Source organism: Thiomonas sp. OC7 (genome assembly GCF_900634595.1).
In the GTDB taxonomy this organism is placed as follows: domain Bacteria; phylum Pseudomonadota; class Gammaproteobacteria; order Burkholderiales; family Burkholderiaceae_C; genus Thiomonas; species Thiomonas arsenitoxydans.
Window position 1 is genome coordinate 3699436 of the sequence record NZ_LR131953.1, and the last position, 16756, is coordinate 3716191.

Annotated in this window: 20 protein-coding genes; 14 read left to right on the top strand and 6 right to left on the bottom strand. The window is 63.2% G+C overall.

Annotated features, from left to right (window positions below):
• Window positions 1-13: 13 nt before the first annotated feature.
• The 4 genes from BIO17B3_RS17890 (at window position 14) to BIO17B3_RS17905 (ending at window position 5277) form a co-directional block, all read left to right on the top strand.
• Window positions 14-151 carry a hypothetical protein gene (locus tag BIO17B3_RS17890; RefSeq protein WP_156054990.1) on the top strand — a complete coding sequence of 46 codons (138 nt, stop codon included), beginning with the start codon at window positions 14-16 and terminating at the stop codon, window positions 149-151.
• Window positions 144-2507: an ArdC family protein gene (locus tag BIO17B3_RS17895; RefSeq protein ID WP_156054991.1), complete on the top strand. Its 2364-nt coding sequence runs from the start codon at window positions 144-146 to the stop codon at window positions 2505-2507. Before BIO17B3_RS17890 ends, BIO17B3_RS17895 begins: the two co-directional genes overlap by 8 nt.
• Before the next feature lie 140 nt (window positions 2508-2647).
• The gene (locus BIO17B3_RS17900; protein WP_156054992.1) at window positions 2648-4618 is read left to right on the top strand and encodes a type IV secretory system conjugative DNA transfer family protein; all 1971 of its coding nucleotides are present in this window, start codon (window positions 2648-2650) and stop codon (window positions 4616-4618) included.
• Complete coding sequence (locus BIO17B3_RS17905) at window positions 4615-5277, top strand: EAL domain-containing protein (RefSeq protein ID WP_156054993.1); 663 nt, start codon at window positions 4615-4617, stop codon at window positions 5275-5277. Before BIO17B3_RS17900 ends, BIO17B3_RS17905 begins: the two co-directional genes overlap by 4 nt.
• Window positions 5278-5398: 121 nt before the next feature.
• Here the strand turns inward: BIO17B3_RS17905 and BIO17B3_RS17910 are convergent, their stop codons facing one another.
• Genes BIO17B3_RS17910 through BIO17B3_RS17920 form a run of 3 tightly spaced genes read right to left on the bottom strand, consistent with a single transcriptional unit; the run spans window position 5399 to window position 6226 of the window.
• Window positions 5399-5689: a helix-turn-helix domain-containing protein gene (locus BIO17B3_RS17910; RefSeq protein ID WP_156054994.1), complete on the bottom strand. Its 291-nt coding sequence runs from the start codon at window positions 5687-5689 to the stop codon at window positions 5399-5401.
• A gap of 17 nt (window positions 5690-5706) precedes the next feature.
• Window positions 5707-5973: a BrnA antitoxin family protein gene (locus tag BIO17B3_RS17915; RefSeq protein WP_156054995.1), complete on the bottom strand. Its 267-nt coding sequence runs from the start codon at window positions 5971-5973 to the stop codon at window positions 5707-5709.
• Window positions 5951-6226, bottom strand: a complete 276-nt coding sequence (locus BIO17B3_RS17920; RefSeq protein WP_156054996.1) for a BrnT family toxin — start codon at window positions 6224-6226, stop codon at window positions 5951-5953. Before BIO17B3_RS17920 ends, BIO17B3_RS17915 begins: the two co-directional genes overlap by 23 nt.
• Window positions 6227-6246: 20 nt before the next feature.
• Between BIO17B3_RS17920 and BIO17B3_RS17925 the strand changes: the two genes are divergently transcribed.
• A complete protein-coding gene (locus tag BIO17B3_RS17925; protein ID WP_156054997.1) occupies window positions 6247-6834 on the top strand; it encodes a S26 family signal peptidase in 588 nt (195 codons plus the stop codon).
• Window positions 6835-6841: 7 nt separating this feature from the next.
• Here the strand turns inward: BIO17B3_RS17925 and BIO17B3_RS17930 are convergent, their stop codons facing one another.
• Both BIO17B3_RS17930 and BIO17B3_RS17935 read right to left on the bottom strand, forming a co-directional pair.
• Window positions 6842-7132 (bottom strand): BrnA antitoxin family protein, encoded by a 291-nt coding sequence (locus BIO17B3_RS17930; protein ID WP_156054998.1) that lies wholly within the window; start codon window positions 7130-7132, stop codon window positions 6842-6844.
• Window positions 7116-7388, bottom strand: a complete 273-nt coding sequence (locus tag BIO17B3_RS17935) for a BrnT family toxin (protein ID WP_156055325.1) — start codon at window positions 7386-7388, stop codon at window positions 7116-7118. The genes BIO17B3_RS17930 and BIO17B3_RS17935 overlap by 17 nt, the downstream gene beginning before the upstream one ends.
• Before the next feature lie 131 nt (window positions 7389-7519).
• On the opposite strand from BIO17B3_RS17935, the gene BIO17B3_RS17940 reads away from it, so the two are divergent.
• Genes BIO17B3_RS17940 through BIO17B3_RS17975 form a run of 8 tightly spaced genes read left to right on the top strand, consistent with a single transcriptional unit; the run spans window position 7520 to window position 14754 of the window.
• The gene (locus BIO17B3_RS17940; RefSeq protein ID WP_232054336.1) at window positions 7520-7858 is read left to right on the top strand and encodes a TrbC/VirB2 family protein; all 339 of its coding nucleotides are present in this window, start codon (window positions 7520-7522) and stop codon (window positions 7856-7858) included.
• 4 nt (window positions 7859-7862) lie between these two features.
• Window positions 7863-8054: a hypothetical protein gene (locus BIO17B3_RS17945; protein ID WP_156054999.1), complete on the top strand. Its 192-nt coding sequence runs from the start codon at window positions 7863-7865 to the stop codon at window positions 8052-8054.
• Window positions 8051-8353, top strand: a complete 303-nt coding sequence (gene trbD / locus BIO17B3_RS17950) for a conjugal transfer protein TrbD (RefSeq protein WP_156055000.1) — start codon at window positions 8051-8053, stop codon at window positions 8351-8353. The genes BIO17B3_RS17945 and trbD overlap by 4 nt, the downstream gene beginning before the upstream one ends.
• Window positions 8353-10800, top strand: coding sequence for a transporter (locus BIO17B3_RS17955; RefSeq protein ID WP_156055001.1), 2448 nt, complete (start codon window positions 8353-8355; stop codon window positions 10798-10800). Before trbD ends, BIO17B3_RS17955 begins: the two co-directional genes overlap by 1 nt.
• Window positions 10800-12155, top strand: a complete 1356-nt coding sequence (locus BIO17B3_RS17960; RefSeq protein ID WP_156055002.1) for a hypothetical protein — start codon at window positions 10800-10802, stop codon at window positions 12153-12155. The genes BIO17B3_RS17955 and BIO17B3_RS17960 overlap by 1 nt, the downstream gene beginning before the upstream one ends.
• A 12-nt stretch (window positions 12156-12167) precedes the next feature.
• On the top strand, window positions 12168-12857 hold the full coding sequence (gene trbJ, locus BIO17B3_RS17965) for a P-type conjugative transfer protein TrbJ (RefSeq protein WP_156055003.1): 690 nt from the start codon (window positions 12168-12170) through the stop codon (window positions 12855-12857).
• Window positions 12858-12867: 10 nt separating this feature from the next.
• The gene (trbL, locus tag BIO17B3_RS17970) at window positions 12868-14478 is read left to right on the top strand and encodes a P-type conjugative transfer protein TrbL (protein WP_172978987.1); all 1611 of its coding nucleotides are present in this window, start codon (window positions 12868-12870) and stop codon (window positions 14476-14478) included.
• 3 nt (window positions 14479-14481) lie between these two features.
• Window positions 14482-14754, top strand: coding sequence for a hypothetical protein (locus BIO17B3_RS17975; RefSeq protein ID WP_156055005.1), 273 nt, complete (start codon window positions 14482-14484; stop codon window positions 14752-14754).
• A gap of 215 nt (window positions 14755-14969) precedes the next feature.
• Here BIO17B3_RS17975 and BIO17B3_RS17980 read toward each other — a convergent pair whose 3' ends face one another.
• Entirely contained in the window at window positions 14970-15794 is an 825-nt protein-coding gene (locus tag BIO17B3_RS17980) for a hypothetical protein (RefSeq protein WP_197737914.1), read from the bottom strand.
• A gap of 308 nt (window positions 15795-16102) precedes the next feature.
• Between BIO17B3_RS17980 and BIO17B3_RS17985 the strand changes: the two genes are divergently transcribed.
• Window positions 16103-16753 (top strand): VirB8/TrbF family protein, encoded by a 651-nt coding sequence (locus tag BIO17B3_RS17985; RefSeq protein WP_156055006.1) that lies wholly within the window; start codon window positions 16103-16105, stop codon window positions 16751-16753.
• Window positions 16754-16756 lie beyond the last annotated feature (3 nt).

Below are 16756 nucleotides of genomic sequence, written 5' to 3' on the forward strand. Positions count from 1 at the left end.
CAGGAGAACCACGATGCAAACCCAACCCTTGATTCCCGATGCCATGGAGTCCGACGTCTTCGTCGAGATCCAAGCCGCCAGTCGCGACCACGCCGAGCGTGAGTTTGGCGCGGTTTTCGATCAACCTGAAGACGAGGTCCAACATGGCTGATGATCTCGAGCAGCAAGCAGCCGCCGCCCAGGGTGACCAAGAGTCCGAGGCGCTGACAGGCGTGGGCGGGGCAGGGGAGCAGGCCTCGCCGTTGCCCGCCGAAAAGAAGCAGCGCGATCTGCGTCAGGAAATCACCGACCGCATGGTCCAGTCCCTGGAGCGTGGCCAAATCCCGTGGGAGCGCCCCTGGGAAAACCTGGAGCATGGCCTGCCGCGAAACATGGCAACGGGCAACGCCTACAAGGGCGGCAACCGGTTGCTTTTGCAGCTGGTCCAGATGGACCAGGGTTATGCCGACCCGCGTTTCGGCACGGTCAAGCAGATCAACGAGCTTGGCGGCCGGGTCAAGAAAGGCGAGAAAGGCCACCCGATCGAACTCTGGAAGGATCAGCCATTCTGGGAGCGCCGCGACGTCGAGATCAGCCTCAACAGCATGCGCGTCAAGGTGTTTGACGAAGGCAAGGGTGTGGTGCACGTGGGCATGCCCACGGACAAGATATCCACCCTGGCCGTCAAGGCAGCCGATTTGACGGTGCGCCACAAGGGGCGGGAATTGGCCTGGGGCGCCGCCCACAGGCAGCTGGATTCCGTCGTGGGGCGCGTCTACACGGTGTTCAACGCCGAGCAGTGCACAGGTCTGAAGATCGAGCCGCTGAAGACGCCCGACAACAAGATCCCGGTCGTTGAGCGTGCCGAGCAGCTGATGACGGCGATGCAAGAAGATGGCGTTCGCTTTGCCACCCATCCGCAGCATGCCTTCTATTCGCCCAAGCGCGACGAGGTCTCCCTGCCGCCGCGCGAGTCCTTCAAGTCGGTCGAGGGGTACTACGGCACGGCGTTGCATGAGATCGGCCATGCGACGGGTGCCCAGCAACGCCTGAACCGCGAAGGCATCACAGGTGGCCACCGCTTCGGCTCTGAGGCATATGCCAAGGAAGAGCTGCGCGCCGAACTGTTCAGCACCTTCATGGCGGCCGAGACCGGCATTCCCCATGATGAAGAGCAACACAAGGCGTACATCCAGTCCTGGGCCAAGGCCCTGAAAGAGGACAAGAACGAAATCTTTCGGGCAGCGGCGGAAGCCGGCAAGGCGGTGGACTACGTGTTGGGCAAAGAGCAGGACTCGCTGCACAAGATCGATCGCATCTATGGGCAGCTTGTCGGGCCGGATACGGTGGATTTGTCGAAAGCACCTCACGAACTGACCTTTGCCGAGTTCGCTGACATTGCCCATGCGGAAAAGCTCGGGCCGGGCCACGGTCGGCAGTGGGAAGTGTTTTACGGCAGGCAATCCCTGGGCTTTGCTGATGGGCCGGCCATCGAGGGGGCGTACCGCCAGGCACATGAGCGCGAGGTGAACAACGCGCTATATGACAACCAGCCTGGTGCCTTCAGGCCGAACGACGCCGCGCCCAAGACCATGCCACCGTCGCATGTCCTGGCGGAATACCCGGATCTGCAGACCAAATTTGCAGAGGTCATTGCCCGGAGCCAGCATGCTGACGCGAAGCCGATCCCTAACGTGCAGGCACAGGTCGATGCGCCGGTCGTCAGCGCAGACAGTGCGCCCAATCGATCCTTGTTCTGGCGCAAAGTCAGCAACGTCGAGGATCTCTGCGATGGCTTGGTGACGCTGCCTGGCGCTGGGCTGCAACCAGCCGCCAGGGTCCGTGTCGTGGAGGACAAGAAACTGTCCTCTTCGGACTACGACAAGTTCACCGCCGACTTCTTTGCCACCCAGCCCTGGCTGGACGGCAAGGGCGGTATCGACGAGGACGGGACGCGCCACGTCATCCAGGTCACCGCTCAGGATCGGCAGACTCTGCACATCGACCCGCAGGGGCATGACTACGCCCGGTATGTCGGCATTCCTGAGGCGGACGTGCAGCGCGTGATGGGCAGCCGCTCATTCGTCGTCCCGGGGGTGGAACCCACCCAGATGCTCCAGCCCACTGCAGTCGGTGCCTACGAGCGCGCGATTCACAACTTCGTCAAAGGAGGTGGTAGCGAAAAGGACGCTTACCGCATCCTTGACAACGCGATGCTGGCGCTTGATCCGAAGAACCTACCCAGCGCGCTTGTCTATCACGGTTTTGCCAAACCGGCCGCTGCCGAGAAACTTGCCGCGGCCATCGTTGCCGAGGAAAACCTGAAGGTTCTGGACAAAGAGGATCGCAAGTCCTCCGAGTTCCATCTGGCCAAGCAGGCCGAGGAGGCTGCCGGCAAGGATAAGCCGAACACAGCGGAGCGTACCGCCGAGAAATCTACTGCACGGCCCGAGGGCGACAGGCCGGAACACCCGGCTCGTCCGCCCCAGCGTCAGTCAACGCGCCGGTCCGCGGGCCGGGGCCGCTGACGTCCGACGCGCCAAGCGGCGGGTGGCGCATAAATAACTGCCGCAGCGTGTAACCGGTTCCTTTCCGTCAAATTTCTCGACCGGGGTGCACGCCGTCTGGCCCACGTCACGGGCCGCCTTCGATCCGAGGACACAACACCATGACTTCACCGACCAACGGGCTGTATCACATTCCCAAGGCCCAGAAAGACATCACGCGCTTCGTCTTCGTGGGGCTTGGCCTGTTCGCCATGATCGTGCTGCTGTCCTGCTGGGCGGCGACCGAGTACGCCGCCTGGGCGCTGGGGTTTGTTGCGGCGCTGGGCAAGCCGATGCTGGAGCCTGGGGTCTACTTTCCGTTCGACGTCCTTGTGTGGACCTGGAAGTTCAACAGCCTCGACTACGGCACGGCCGTCATGGCAATCTTCGAGCGCGCCCACATCATCATGGGTGTCGGCGGCTTCTTCTCGCTTGTGCTGCCGGTCGCTTTGGCCTTCCGGCGCACGCGCAAAGCCGAAAGCGAGCGCAATGATCTCCACGGCTCGGCCCACTGGGCGTTGCCAAATGAGGTGCTCGAGGCTGGCATCCTGCCGACCGACAAGAACAAGGGCGGGGTGCTGTTCGGGGCCTGGGAGCACAAGGGGAAGGTGCGGTACCTGCGCCACAAGGGGCCCGAACACATGATGGTGTTCGCGCCGACCCGGTCCGGCAAGGGTGTGGGGATCGTGATCCCGACCCTGCTGTCCTGGGACGAATCGGTGCTGGTGCTCGACATCAAGGGTGAAAACTGGGCACTGAGCAGTGGCTTTCGCCACAAGTTTCTCGGCCAGAGAACCCTCAAATTCGACCCGACGAGCACCGATTCCGCACGGTTCAATCCCCTGCAGGAGATCCGCATCGATGGCAATCTGGTCAAGGATGTGCAGAACATCGCCACCATGATCGTCGACCCCAACGGCGAGGGCTTGAAGGATCACTGGGCCAAGACCGGTTTCGACCTCATGACCGGCGTCGTCCTGTTCGTGCTGCTGTGCGAGCCGCCGCAGGGCGAGAGCAAGGTCGACCGATGCATTGCGACCGTGCTGGGCATCCTTTCGGATGGCGGCATCTTCCGGAAGGAGGCCGAGAGCAAGGCCCAGGCTCAGGCGCAGAGCGAAGGCGGCAAAGACGGCGACGTCGTCGAAGGCGCCAGGGCGGTGATTGGCTACATCCGGGACATCGCGCACGCGATGCTCGAGGAGGGCAGGCTGGCCGAGCGGCAGGAAGAGCACGACGCGCGCCACGCGGGATGGATGGCCGTTGCCCAGGCCATGCAAAGCTGGCTGAACAAGCCCGACAACGAGGCCGGCAGCGTGCTGTCCACGGCGCTGTCCTTCCTGTCGCTGTATCGCGATCCGATCGTGGCCGAGAACACCAGGGTTTCGGACTTCTCACTGGAAAGCCTGATGGGAGGAAAAAATCCCGATGGCCAGGCCGTGGCCCCGAAGACATCCCTTTATCTGGTCGTCCCGCCCAGCGACAAGGATCGTCTCAAGCCACTGCTGCGCCTGGTCATCAGCCAGGTGGTGCGCAGGCTGACCGAGGGGATGGATTTCGAGATGGGGGGCATGGGCAAGAGCCGCTTCCCCCACAAGCTCCTGCTGCTGATCGACGAATTCCCCAGTCTGGGCAAGCTGGAAATCTTCCAGGAGGCCCTGGCTTTCATTGCGGGGTATGGCCTGAAAGCGCTGCTGATCGTGCAGGACCTGACGCAGCTGAACGCCGCCTATGGCAAGGACGAGTCGATCGTCAGCAACTGCCACATCCGCGTGGCCTATGCGCCGAACAAGGTCGAGACGGCCAAGCTGCTGTCCGAGATGGCTGGCCAGGCGACGGTCACGCACACACAGCGCCAGTATTCGGGCAACCGGCTGGCGGTGGTGCTGCAGAACGTCAACACCAATGAGCAGATCGTGCAGCGGCCGCTGTTGACCGCCGACGAATGCATGCGACTGCCGCCGGAGGATGAACTCGTGTTCGTCGCCGGCTTCGCGCCGGTGTACTGCCAGAAGATCAAGTATTACCAGGACCCGGCACTGGCCGAGCGCATCAAGTTCGACCCGAAGAAAGTCCCAACCGGGAGAGGGCAATGACACGTCCCCACTTCCGGCTGGAGCCCATCGTGGATCTGGTCAGCGATGAGACTCTGGGGTTCGAGCTGCTGGCTGGTGCCGATCGGTGCCCGGACTGGACTGACGACGGCTGGCGGACGTGGTACGCCCGCATGGCCGATCTCTTTCGCGCCCACATCCCGGCATCCGTCCGCGTTTTCGTCAACGTGGATGCTCACCAGGCCCTTGATCCCGCCATCGTCGAAGGTCTGCTGGCCATCCCGGGCCGGGATCGGCTGGTGGTGGAGTGGACCGAGCACATCCGCCCAGGACTCCGCGCCGCGGACTTTTGCGAAGCATCAGCCTGCGCCTTTGCGCGACTGACGCAAGCCGGCTTTGCGCTGGCCATTGACGACGTCGGTTCGGGCTATGACGGTATCGGCCGCGCTCTGCAGGTACGCCCTGCGTTTGCCAAGCTCGATATGTCGCTGACCCATCTCGCCCGGCGAGTCGATCCACGCTTCCTTCGGGATCTTCGTGAACTTTTCAAAGGTGTCGGCGTACTTGTCATCGCCGAAGGGATCGAATCGCCGGGTGACCTGGAGCGGGTGCGCGCGGCTGGTATTCGCTATGGCCAGGGGTACTACTTCACGCGTGGGATGGAACGCGCTGCGGTGACGAGCGCGCTCGATGTTTCATGATCGTTTCCGTCCGATCCCGCTTGGGGGCACGTTGCGTATTGGGCGTATCGACCGGCGCGAGCATGTTTGCGCGGTGCTGGTGACGGGAAGCTCCTGGGTGGTTCAGGCGGCACTGCGGAAATCAGGGCTGGATCTCATTGAGCGTCACGCCGAGCGCCGCAGCGAGGGCTTTGAGGGTTTTGGCCACGCCGATCCGCTTGCCCGTTTCGATCTGGCTGAGATAGGCCTTGCTGATGCCGGCCTTCTCGGCCAAAGCGTCCTGGGTGAGTCCGCGGTATTCGCGCCAGGCCTTGACAGGATGGGCGCCGTCCAGGATGGCATGCGCGATCGCGCCAAGAACCCGAGACCCATCGTCGGCAGCCTTCACGGCGTCGAACAGGGCAACGTCGTCCAGGCTCTCAACGGCACGCATGGGTTGCGCGAACAGATTCAGGCCGGATTGTGTGATTTCAGCCAATCCTGCAACGCAGCGTCCATACGCGTTTGCCAGCCTGGGCCGGAATCTTTGAATCGACCGACGACATCGGGAGACAGTCGAATCGTCACGCGCTGCTTAGTCGGTGCACGCTGCGGGCCGCGCAGTTTGCGCTGCAACGAGTCTGGAAGGCCCGAAAACGGGACAACACGCTTGAAATCCCCGATTGTCCACTCCGGGTTGTCCTCATCAATCAATTCAGGGTTGGGTCGCTTGTTCATAGCGCTGTACCTCACGTCGGTTTGCCTTGCGAAAACTGATGACTCGCACGCCAACTGGTGTTTGCGTAAACACCAGTGCATGTAGGCGGCCATGAAGCTGACCCAGCGCCCGCCATCGCACTTCGCCATACTCGCGTCGCGTATCGATGACGAACATCGCGGTCGAGAAATCAAAGTCCACGACGCTGTCGAACGAGAGGCCGCGCTCACGGAGATTCTTGGCGTTTTTGGCCGGGTCGTAATCAATTTCCACAGTCGGATTGTACGCACAAAATGAGCGGTCCATTCACCATTGAGCGAGATCCTCAGGGCGACTGTGCCCGCCGCCTGCGTTGGGATCGCCTCGTCATCCCGCTCACGCTTCTTGGCGCTTCGTTCATCACCACTAACGTGTTGTTGTGGTCAGGCTGGCGGCTCAATTTCACTGAGAGTGAGCCGCTCGGCTGGTATCGGCTGCACCCCCTGGACGTTGGCGAGGCTATTCCTCGCGGAACGAAGGTCGAACTCTGTCCTCCGGCGTGGGTGACGCCACGCGCTTTCCCCTTCTACCTGTCCGGTGACTGTCCGGGCGGCGGCATGCCGATGTTGAAGACCGTGGCCGCCATCCCGGGCGACCGCGTCGTGGTGAACCTGCGTGGTGTCTGGATCAACGGTCGTGAATTGCCCAACAGCGGCCAGCTGCTGCGCTCGGGCAACTATCCGTGGCTGCAGATGCCCCACCAGCAGGGGAGCTTGACGCTGGGTTCCCGTCAGTACTGGGTCTACGGCAGCGGCGCGACGCCGGCGCTTGCCGCCCAGAGCTTCGACAGTCGGTACTGGGGACCTATCACCATCGCCGATGTCCGGCGAGTCGCTGGATAGCGCTGCTTCAGCGCGTGTGCGTCTTCACCCATTCGCGCATGGCTTCATTCACGCGCGTCTGCCAGCCCTTGCCCGTGCCTTTCAGCGCGTCGAGCACATCAGCATCGAAGCGAATCGTGGTTGGAATCTTGGGGCTGGCCAGTCTGGGCCGGCCCATTCGTCGCATTTGTGCGAACTCCGCATCCGTGACTTCGTGGGTGTCCGGGTCAGCCGCAATTCCTGCGTTGATCGCTGCGTCTTCTTCGGGCGTGGGCACGATCAGGGCGCGGCCACTCCTAGTTTTAATCGTTTGCTGCATAGAGCTTGACCTCTCTCAAATTCGCCTTGCGCAGGCTGATGATGCGGCGCCCATCGGTGCGATCCGTGAACACCACGCAAAACAGTCGCCCAGTTGCATCAGGAACAAAGCCAATCACGCGCAACTCGCCGTACTCGCGCCTGGAATCCGGCTTGGCGAGCAGCCCGCCCCAGTCCATCCGTTCTGCCAACGACAGGGACAAGCCATGTTTTGCTTGGTTGGCTCTGTCTTTGTCTGGGTCGAACGTGATCCGCATAGCACTTATTGTACTAACAAATACTCTTCGCCGTCCTGCGATGACCCCCGCCGCCACCTGCTGCAACCCGATGCGCAATTTAGGTATGCGCGCCGGGTTGCGCATGTCATCCCTCTCGAAAGGATTTTCCGATGAAACCGATGTTCAAGACGCTCCGCGCTGCTGCCGCGCGCCGCATGGTTCTGGCCGGTGCCGTGTTTCTGGCCACGATGGCCGATGCCTTCGCCTCCGGTGCGGGTGGTCTGCCGTGGGACGGTGCCATCTCCACCCTGCAAAACGATCTGACCGGACCGGTGGCGACCGGCATCAGCGTGATCGCCTTTCTGGCGGCGGGCGCGTCTCTGGTGTTCGGCGAAGAGCTCGGCGGGATCGCCAAGAAGGCGTTGTACGTCGTCCTGGGCGTGGCCTTCATCGTCCTGGGGAACAAGTTCCTGGCCGTCCTGGGCCTGACGGGCGCGATGGTGGCGTGAGCGCATGCATTCGACCTCCAGCCCGCCGCCGCTTCCTGCCCACGGAGCCGACGCGCCTGATCTACCAGAAATCCTGATGAGCGTTGTGCAGGTTCTGATGGATCAGGGGTGGGCGGCCTCCAAAATCTCCGACGACCTCCGGCAGACCGCATCGGTCGTCGAGCTGATGCACAAGACACGCGGAGTCCCGCAATGATCCAAGACGACGACAAGGTTCCCATTCACGAAGCGCTCAACAGGCCGATCCTCATGCTCGGCGGGGAGCGCAATCTGGTGTTGATGCTGCTCATCGTTGCCGGGGTCTTCATCTTCTCCCTCGGCAAACTCTGGGCGGCGGCGGTCGGGATCTCGATCTGGGTGATCGGCCAGTGGGCCTTGACGCGTGCCGCCCGCTACGACGACCAGCTGTCCAAGACCGGGCCGCGTTCGCTCAAGTACCGGCGCTTCTACCCAGCGCAGGCGACGCCGTTCGCCAGGCAGCGGGAGATCCAGTGATGCTGGCCCTCAAGGAATTTCGCACGGCGGCCTATGGCCTGCCCGACCTGCTGTCCTGGGCAGCCCTGGTCGACAACGGCATTGTGCTGACCAAGAACGGCGGCTTCATGGCCGCATGGGATTACCGCGGGCCGGATCTTGATTCCGCCACGCCGGAGGAGCTCCGCGCCATGGCGGCGCGCATCAACGCCGCACTGAAGCTTGGCGACGGCTGGGTGATTCACTGCGATGCCGTGCGCGGGCCCGCGCCGGGCTATGCCCGCCAAGGTACATTCCCCGATCGGACGACCCGATTGATCGATGACATGCGGCGTGCTTCCCACGAAGGCGTCTACGTGGGCTACGCCAGCCGCTATGTGCTGAGCGTGACCTGGTTCCCGATGCCTGACGCCGCCAGCAAGACCGCCGACCTGTTCGTCGATGGCCGCGTCAAGGCGACCGCAAGCCGGAACCTCGATCGGTTCAAGGAGCAAATCCGTGAGATCGAGGGCAGGCTGTCGAGCCTGCTGCATATCCGGCGCCTGACCGACGAGGTGAACGAGCGCACCGGAGCGGTGACCAGCCCCCTGCTGGCTCACCTCGAACAGTGCGTCAGCATGGCGCCGACGTCTCGGCCGATGGTCATGGCCGAGGTGCCGATGTACCTGGATGCGATCCTGGGCGCCCACGATTTCGCCACGGGATTCGTGCCGCGCGTGGGCAACCGCAGTCTGGCATGCATCGGGCTGACCGGCCTGCCATCCCACAGCTTCCCGGGAATTCTGGACTTCCTGTCCCGCCTGCCGGTGTCCTACCGCTGGAGCAACCGCTTCATCTATCTCGATCCCGGCCAGGCCGAAAAGGTGCTGAACAAGTACCGCGGCAAATGGGCGCAGAAGCGCAAAAGCATGATGAATCTGATGCGGGAGAACGCCGGAGGCCAGGCGACTCATGTCAATGCCGACGCGGATCGCATGGCCGGCGACGCCGTGCAGGCGATGGCCGAGGCCTCCAGCGGGATGGTGCTCTATGGCTACTTCACAAGCGTCCTCGTGCTTGCCCACGAGGACGCCGCCTTGCTCGACGAGACGGTCCGGGAGGTCGCCAAGCTGATCGAAAACCACGGCATCAGTGCCCGCATCGAGGACGTGAACGCTGTCGAGGCCTATCTCGGCACGCTGCCGGGGAACACGGCCGCCAATGTGCGGCGCCCGCTGATCCACACTTTGAACCTGGCTCATCTGCTGCCGTTCACTGCCGTCTGGGCCGGGCCGGAGAAAAATCCCTGCGCTTTCTACCCGCCGGGCAGTCCGCCACTGCTGTATGCCAAGACGGACGGCTCGACGCCGTTCCGGCTCAGTCTGCACGCGAACGACCTGGGGCACAGCGTCATTCTCGGCCCCACGGGCAGCGGCAAATCGACCTTGCTGTCCACGCTCGTGGCGCAACAGTTCCGCTATCCGAGCGCCCAGGTTTTTGCGTTCGACAAGGGCTATTCCATGTTGCCTCTTTGCTGGGCCGCGGGTGGCCAGCACTACGACATCGCCGGAGAGCATGGAGAGCTGGCGTTCTGTCCGCTTGGACGCGTCCATGAACCCAGCGAGCAGGTGTGGGCCGCCGAATGGCTGGAGCAGCTCTGCGAACTGCAGGGGGTGACCATCCTCCCCCATCATCGCCAGGAAATCTTCCGCGCTGTGGTGCAGCTCGGAGCTTCGACCGATCAGATGAGCCAGCGCACCATGACCAATCTCCTGGTGCTGCTGCAGGATCAGACCTTGCGCGAGGCCCTGCAGGCCTACACCCTGCGCGGGATGGCCGGAACCCTGCTGGACGCTGAAACGGATGCCCTGGCCGAAGACCCGTTTCAGGTCTTCGAGATGGAACACCTGATGAACAAGGGCGACAAGCTGGTGTTGCCAGTCCTCACCTACTTGTTCCACCGCATCGAGCAGCGCTTCAAGGGCCAGCCCACGCTGCTCGTGCTGGACGAGGCCTGGATCATGCTCAGTCACCCCGCGTTCAGGGCCAAGATCCGCGAGTGGCTGAAGGTCTTGCGCAAGGCCAACGTGGCGGTCGTGTTCGCCACGCAGTCGCTGACCGATCTGATCCGATCGGGCATCGCCGACGTGATCTTCGAGTCCTGTCCGACCAAGATCATGCTGCCCAACCCCGAGGCGCAGACGGAGAACATCCGGCCCCTCTATGAAGGCATCGGGTTGAATCGCCGGCAGATCGAAATCCTGGCGATGGCCACGCCCAAGCGGCAGTACTACGCCATGCACCCCGACGGCCGCCGACTGTTCGAGCTCGGCCTGTCCGGCCCGGAACTGGCCTTCGTCGGAGCGTCGGGCAAGGAAGACGTCCTCCGCATCCGCGAATTGAAGGATCAGCTTGGCGATGCGTGGCCGGCCCAATGGCTGCGCGAGCGCGGCCAGGGCAGGGCAGCGGAACTCTGGGAGTCGTACTGATGAACACCAAAAAGCACGTTCTGGCCGTCATCCTCGCAGCCGCAGCCGGAACGGCCAGCGCGCAGACCGTATCGGCCCCCGATCCTCAATCCACGATGAGCGCCGCGGCGACGCAGAACACGACGAGCGCCTACGGCGCGGGCGTGGCCTACTACGACCAGCAGGCCTATCAGGCCGCCGCCAATACGGCGCAGGACATTTCCAACCAGGATGCTGCCAACTCAGGCGACAGCGCGCTGGGCGGTGATGTCTGGCAGCAGGCCGCCGATCAGGCGCAGAGCGTTGCCAACGACAACCAGACGCAGGCGGACGGTCAGATTCCTGTTCAGCAGCAGGATCAGGCCTCCGAGGCTAGCGCCTGCAGTACGGAAGTCAATGCTGCCCCTGCGGTGGCGCAGTCCAACAGTCAGTCCGCCCAGGCATCCGCTTCGTCCGGCGCCGCAAATTCTCTGAGCGGCATCAGCGCGCAGACCGGCGTGCAGACCGGGCAGGTCACGCCACGCAACGACGCGAGCTATCTCGCCGCGGGCGCGGCAACGCAGGCGCTGATGAACAACTTGTCGACGACAGGTTTCGAGGCGAACAAGACGGCTGTGCAGTACGCGCAGAACGCCGCGTCCTGTGGGAACCCTTACTGTGCCGCTGCGTGGTGGGCCGCCAACGCGGTCGAGCAGAACATGGCCAACTCGGCCTACGCCGGCAACGTCGCTGCAGCCCCTGTTCTTGGGGGCGCGTTGAATGCGGCGGCCGCTGCGTCCGCGGTCTCGAACGCAGAAGACTCCCTGCAGCAGATCCGGTCCATGACTGGTGTGCCGCAGGGGCAAACCGCCGGGGCCACCAGCACCCGGGATGCCTTGCAGCAGATCACGGCGCAGACCGGCGTCCAGACCGGGCAGTCGGCGACAGCTGCCAATACCGGCACGGCCTATACCAGCGCTGCCGACGCGCGGCAGGCATCCCTGAACGCCGCCAGCCAGCAGAACGAAAACGACGCCGTCACCGCAGCGCAGGCCTGGCAGGCCGGGCTGGCGGCACAGTATTCCGAGAACGCGGCCAACGCCATCAGCCAGTACGACACCAGCATGGCCGGGAAAACCGGCGACCCGACATGGACGCAGGCCGCAGCCATTGCACAGCAGTCCGCCGACCAGCAGCAGTCGGTTTATGACGCGCAGCAGGCGGTCCAGACGTCGGCGACCACTGACGGCAACGCGACATACAGCGCCGCGACCGCAGCAGCTCCTGCCATTGGCAACACGCTCAACACCGCAGGCAGCACTGCCGCGACGACGGATGCGTCGAGCACTTTGCAGCAGATCGGCGCGGCCACCGGCGTGCCACAGAACGGACAGTAACCGGAGATCATCATGAAGAAACGCATCCTCACCCTGGCTGCACTCGCAGCCATCGTCACGACACCGGCGCACGCCACGGGCATGATCGCCGGGGCCACGTTCCCCGAGCAGATCGTGCAGGAACTGACGCTGGTCGAGCAATACGCCACGCAGGCGCAGCAGCTCCAGGCGCAGTTCCAGATGGTCTTCAACCAGGCGCGCAACCTGCAGAACATGCCGCAGCAGCTTTGGACCAACGCGGCGGCTCCGCTTCAGCAACTGGTCCAGCTCGTCGGCAATGCCCAGGGACTGAGCTACGCGTCGCAAAACACGGTGGCGGCAATCCAACAGCAGTACGGAGCGCCGAGTGCGCCGCTGTCCAACTACGCCAACAGCCTGCAGCAGTGGACCAGCAATCTGAACAGTCAGGTCGCCGGCACTCTGCAGCAGTATGGCCTGCACGCCGCCGACTTCCAGACCACCCAGTCCGCTCTGCAGGCGATCCAGGATCAGAGCCAGTCGGCGTCAGGACGCATGCAAGTCCTGCAGGCGGGCAACCAGATCTCCGGGCTGATGGTCAACCAGATGCAAAGCCTGCAGTCGGACATTCAGGCCGGCAACCAGGTCATGCTGAATTACGTCGCGACCCGGCAAAACGGCGTGCAGCACTCTCAGAACAACGAGGATCAGCTGCTGAGCAATCCGACCCCGCAGGTCTATTGAAGGGATCATGATGAATCCGCGCCTCGCTGCCCGATGGTCGTCTCTCCTGCTCACCCTGCTGCTGGCGCCCGTCGTCGCGCACGCACAGATCGCGCCGCCGGCGATTTCCGCCTCCGGGGCAGGCTTTCTCACCAATCTCCAGAACCAGTTTCAGGGGGCGACGACCGGCTGGATGACACAGGCGCTGACGCTGGCCAAGGGCCTATTTGTCGGGCTGGCTGGCTTGGACATCGCCTGGACGGGCATCAACTGGTTGCTCAAGAAGAACGACCTCAGTGATTTCATTGCTGCGTTCGTTCTCAAGATGTTGTCGCTGGCATTTTTCTACATGCTGCTGGCCGAGGCTCCGACGTGGATCCCGATGATCATCAACAGCTTCAAGAGCGCGGGCAGCTCGGTGGGGGCGGCGTCGCCCGCCTCGGCATCCCCGGCACTGGACCCATCGACGGTGTTTGGCCAGGGGTTCGGGATTTCCAATGCGATGTGGACGGTCGAAGGGAAGGTGAGTTCTGTCATGCATCCGATCGATTCGCTCGGCTTCTTCCTGGGGACGGTCCTCGCCTCCATCATGGTGATGGCGGCCTACGCGCTGCTGGCTGTGCAGATCCTGATCGCCAACATTGAGAGCTACCTCATCATCGGCGGCGGAGCCTTGCTGCTGGGGTTCAACGGCAGCAAGTGGACGCAGCCCTTCGCGGAGAAGTACTTCGGCTACGCCTTCAGCATTGGCATCAAGCTCTTCGTTCTGTACCTCATCACGGGGCTCGGCCAGTCCCTGGCTGATGGCTGGATCACGACTTTGCATGGCTTCGCGACAAACCCCGACACTTTCTCTCCGCAGGCCCCCATCGCCATCGGTGTGTCCTCGCTGGTCTACGGTGCCATGGGCGTCACGGTCCCCGGCATCGCGAGCAGCATGCTGAACGGCTCACCCAGCATGAGCCTGGGCAACACGATGGGCGCCGCAGCCGGCGTTGCCGGTGGTGTGGCTGGTGCCGGAGCTGCAGCCGTTGCAGGCTACGCCGGCGCCGTGGGCGCTGCTCAAGGCGGACTGAACAAACTTGCCGGACTCGTGGGCGCGGGCACCGCTGGTTCGGGCGCGGCCGCTGGCGGGATTGGCGGTGCCGACAAGCTCGCGTCACTCGGGGCCATGACTGGCGGCGGCGGCATGTCAGCCGGAAGCATCGGCGGATCGAAGCCAGGCACGGGCCCAGCAGGCTCCGTTGGCGGCGTAGGGGGAGCGCCTGGCGGTCCCGCTCCTGCCTCTGGCGCACCCGCTAAGGCAGTTGCGGACGCCGGTCGTATGGGCGGCTCCAGTCCAGCGTCGGCTCGGTTCAAACAGGATGGGCAAAGTGGCGCAGACGCGTCAGCGGCTTCTTCCAGTGCCAGTCCTACGGCTCCGGCAACGGGTGGCGCGGACTCGCTGGGCGCACCGAACCTGCCGACTGGGGCGGGAGCCAGTGACGCAGGAACGCAAGCAGGCGAGAAGGGGGATGAAGGCAAATCCCCATGGAACGTGATGAAAGATGGGCTCGGACGCGCTGCAGGGACCAAGGACGACATCGCACGCCACGAAGGTGGTGGCGGTGGGATCCAGATTCGCCTCGGTCATTCGGAGTAAGGCATGGCGAGAAATGTGCCGCGCGACGAACTGGTGGATGCCATGCGAGCCCGCGTTGCGGATGCCTGGCGCCATGATCCCAGGGCTTTGCTGATCGCGCTCATCAAGCTGGTCAACGCCGTGTCCTTCGCGGTCCTGATGCTGAAGCCGGTGTGGTGGAAGCTGGGCCTGTGGTTCGTCTTCTGCGTGGCCACCCTGTCGGTGGCCGCAGTCATCGAGAAGGCTAGGATGGCGCAGAAGGTAACGCCGGCTGAGACGGGCGAATCAGATACCTAGCCGGCGACGAGCATCGGCGGCAATGCTCGCCATGATCCTGATTGTTTGTTCGAAAGTCACCGATGAATATTGAATGACAGCTGGCGGGCCCGCAACGGATCGTGGCGATCAACTCGTAAGGGTTATTCGATTTGAATGCGAGCGTTGCTACATGGCATGCACGCCTTCAAGTCCCTTACATCGAGCAACTCGCCGAGGTCGCCTGCGACTTCGCCTCAGACGGGCCTCTTGTCTCTGGCTGCACGGGCGGTCGGCGACTTTGCAGCCGCCGTGGATTTGGCGGCCTTCTTCGCCGCGACACCACCAACCTTGGCTTTCCTTTCAAGGGCTTTGCGCTTGGCGCTCGCCTCCTTGCCAAATTTTTCCATCCTGAAGTTCAAGAGGTCGTTCGGGAATGCGCGCACCAAAAGTGCCTCCAGGTCGTCCACCATTTCCTCCACTACCTCGTAGGCGCTGAAATAGGCGGCCAGATCGTGCAAGCGCAGCATCTGATCGGTCGGCTGGCGTACCTTCTCGTTAGCCGCCCGGAACTCGACGTCTTTAGTCGGGTGCCTCACCAGCGTCATGACCTGCGAGCTTCGCGGCCGGTTGAATGCCAGATTCATCTCCTTCCAGATGTTCTGCTTCTTGGTCTGCCCCGCGTACAGAGCTTTGCCTCGCGTGTCGTAGAAGATGTAGAGCCCGCTTTTTGCCTTTATTAGCGCGTTGTAGAGGCCAGTGCGATGTTTGCCGGCATTATTGTTCGCGTCGAACACAATGAGTGACTTCTCCGCTGCGCCGAGGTAAACCGCTTCTATTGGGAAAAATTCGACGATCGGCTTGATGGCGCTCTGGCGCAGGTGTTCCCTGGCCTGTTTGCGTGTCTTCACGATCAGGTTGGCCACCTGCAGCGCGGACAGCTTCACGCCGTCACCGCGCCACATGCTCAAAGTCGTCGCATTCACGCCCAACACTTCGGTCATCGACCCGTCTCGCTCTTTGTCGACCTTCTTTTTGAGGTGGCGCAGTACCTCGGCGGTTTTTACTTCAAAATTTGCCATGCTGGATCGCCCCGTTCCCTTTCTGTCCGCCTTCCGTGCAAGCGGCGGACCCAAGCATACAAGGCGCGCCATGGCGTGAGACGGCAGGTAATTAAAGGGCCGGCCGGTCTGCCACAGCAGCAGGGGTGCTCCTGCGATAAGTCTCACACATTTATACGTGCTGCAAGCAGGCTGAACTCCGTCTCATTTTCGGCTCTTGCCCTTTTTGCTTCGCCGACGAGAACTGCTGCCCCCGTAGCGTACCTACTGCAACCTCCTGCGCAATCCAGGTAAGGGCCTAGGCCCGTCACCCATGCACAGGAGGAATGATGGCGGAGGCCAACCCCTATTTGAACGCGCGCCGCGAGTGGGATGAGCGCTATGGCGATGCGCTCGCCCGCGCCAAGAGCTGGCGCTACGCGGCGATTGGCGCATTGGCTGTCGCTGCCATCGCAGTCACGGGCGTCGTCTTCATCGGTGCCCAATCCAAGATCAAGCCCTACGTCGTGGCGATCGACAAGATGGGCAACCCGGTCGCCATGGCGCAACCGGTCTCGGGCGGCGCCGTCGACCAACGCATCATCGAGGCGCAGGTCGCCAACTGGATCTGGAACGCCAGGACCGTCATCCCTGACCCTGCAGCCCAGAAAACGCTGATCCATCGCGTCTACGCGATGGCGAGCAGCGACACCGCCGCCTACCTCAATGGCTACTACAGCAAGCATCCCCCGTTCGGCGACTTCACGGTGAGCGCCAACATCACCAGCATCCTGCCAGTGAGCAAAGATACGTGGCAGGTCGGCTGGGATGAGGTCCGGGTGAACGGTGGGCAGCCGCAGACGGCCGAGCACTGGAAGGCCGACGTCACCACGGGGATCGACCCCAAGCTCGCCGAGAGTCCGCAAGTCATGCTGGACAACCCGCTCGGGTTGTTCGTCAAGAACGTGACCTGGACGCAGGTCTTCTCCAAAGGCCAGTAAGGA